Source organism: Bradyrhizobium sp. WSM2254 (assembly GCF_000472645.1).
In the GTDB taxonomy this organism is placed as follows: domain Bacteria; phylum Pseudomonadota; class Alphaproteobacteria; order Rhizobiales; family Xanthobacteraceae; genus Bradyrhizobium; species Bradyrhizobium niftali.
Map to the genome: position 1 here is coordinate 1 of NZ_AXAB01000101.1, position 1,457 is coordinate 1,457.

General features: G+C 55.0%; 1 protein-coding gene. It reads left to right on the forward strand.

Features of this window, described 5'->3' with window-relative positions; all coding sequences use genetic code 11:
* Positions 1–285 precede the first annotated feature (285 nt).
* The gene (locus A3M7_RS0137680; protein ID WP_236845253.1) at positions 286–1,296 is read left to right on the forward strand and encodes a PAS domain S-box protein; all 1,011 of its coding nucleotides are present in this window, start codon (positions 286–288) and stop codon (positions 1,294–1,296) included.
* Positions 1,297–1,457: the final 161 nt, after the last annotated feature.

Genomic DNA, 1,457 nt, shown 5'->3' on the forward strand with positions numbered 1-1,457 from the left:
CCAAGAGCCGACCACCCATGAATCATTGAAAAATTGATTCGGGAATCCTATAAAACGCGGCAAAATCAATAATCTGCCAAAGTAGTGCTAGGGCGCGGACTCATAACGCGCAGCCAGCCCTGTCCAGACGCAACGCTTCCGGGCAGGCCCCGGTTGGACACTTACCGAGTAGAAGGGGACCGACAATTTCCGCTGAAACCGTCCCAATGGACACCTTCTTGCCTTTGCTTTCGGTGCTATGATTGGGCACCAACGGCAGTGCAACATCTGGGTTTGGGGGTCCTATTGGCGATTGAAGGAGAGCCGGGACTTCAACGCGAAGCTCTCGTCAGCGAGCCGGCCCTAGACCGTGCCGAGCGGTTGGCCAATCTGCTGGCCTCCATAGTTGAATCTAGCGACGACGTGATCGTTAGCAAGAATCTGGACGGCATTATTACAAGTTGGAATAAGGGGGCTGAGCGCATCTTCGGCTATTCGGCCGCCGAGGCGATCGGCCAGCCTATTACACTTGTGATCCCGGAGGACCGACAAAGCGAAGAACGCGAGATTTTAACCCGCATCCGACGAGGTGAGCGCCTCGACCATTTTGAGACTGTTCGCCGACGTAGGGATGGTAGCTCAATCGTCGTTTCGCTGACCGTTTCTCCTGTCAAAGATGCCCACGGCAATATCATTGGCGCATCTAAGATTGCTAGAGATATTACCGAGCACAAGCGAGCTCAGGAGCAGATTCGCATTCTGGCTCGCGAGGCGGAGCACCGAAGCAAGAACATCCTCGCGAACGTACAGGCAATCATCAATCTTTCTCAGTCCGACACCTCCGAGCGCCTCAAGGAAGTGATCAGCGGGCGCATCCAAGCGATGGCAAATGTTCACTCGCTGTTTGTTGAAACGCGGTGGATAGGAGCCGAGGTCTCGGCGATCGCCAAGCAAGAGCTCGCCCCTTATCTCCAAGAAGGCCAAGACAAGCGGATTGTGATGGAGGGTCTGCAAATTGTATTAGAACCCACCGCTGCACAGGCGATTGCTGTGGTTTTGCATGAATTAGCGACCAACGCTGCCAAGTATGGAGCGCTATCTAACGCGAAAGGCTGGATTGGATTGGATTGGTCGCGAGCCGAGGATGGACAGCTAATGCTCCGCTGGACCGAATTGGGCGGTCCGAGGGTAAATGCGCCCGAACGCAAGGGCTTTGGTAGCCGCCTCATCGAAGGAACGATCACCCCACTTGGCGGCAAGGTGCATTTTGACTGGCGCGCGGAAGGGCTAGTTTGCGAAATCGCCGTTCCGACGTAAAACCCAATCGAGCTTGGCTTCGCTGCTCTCACGACATATTGCGCTGCCCCCAAGAACTTGGTCGCTATAGGAGCAAAGGGGACGTGTCATCAGTCACATAACGCCACCGAGTTTATAGGTACACGGCCTAGCACTACTTTGGCAGAATTGGTTTGCGCCAC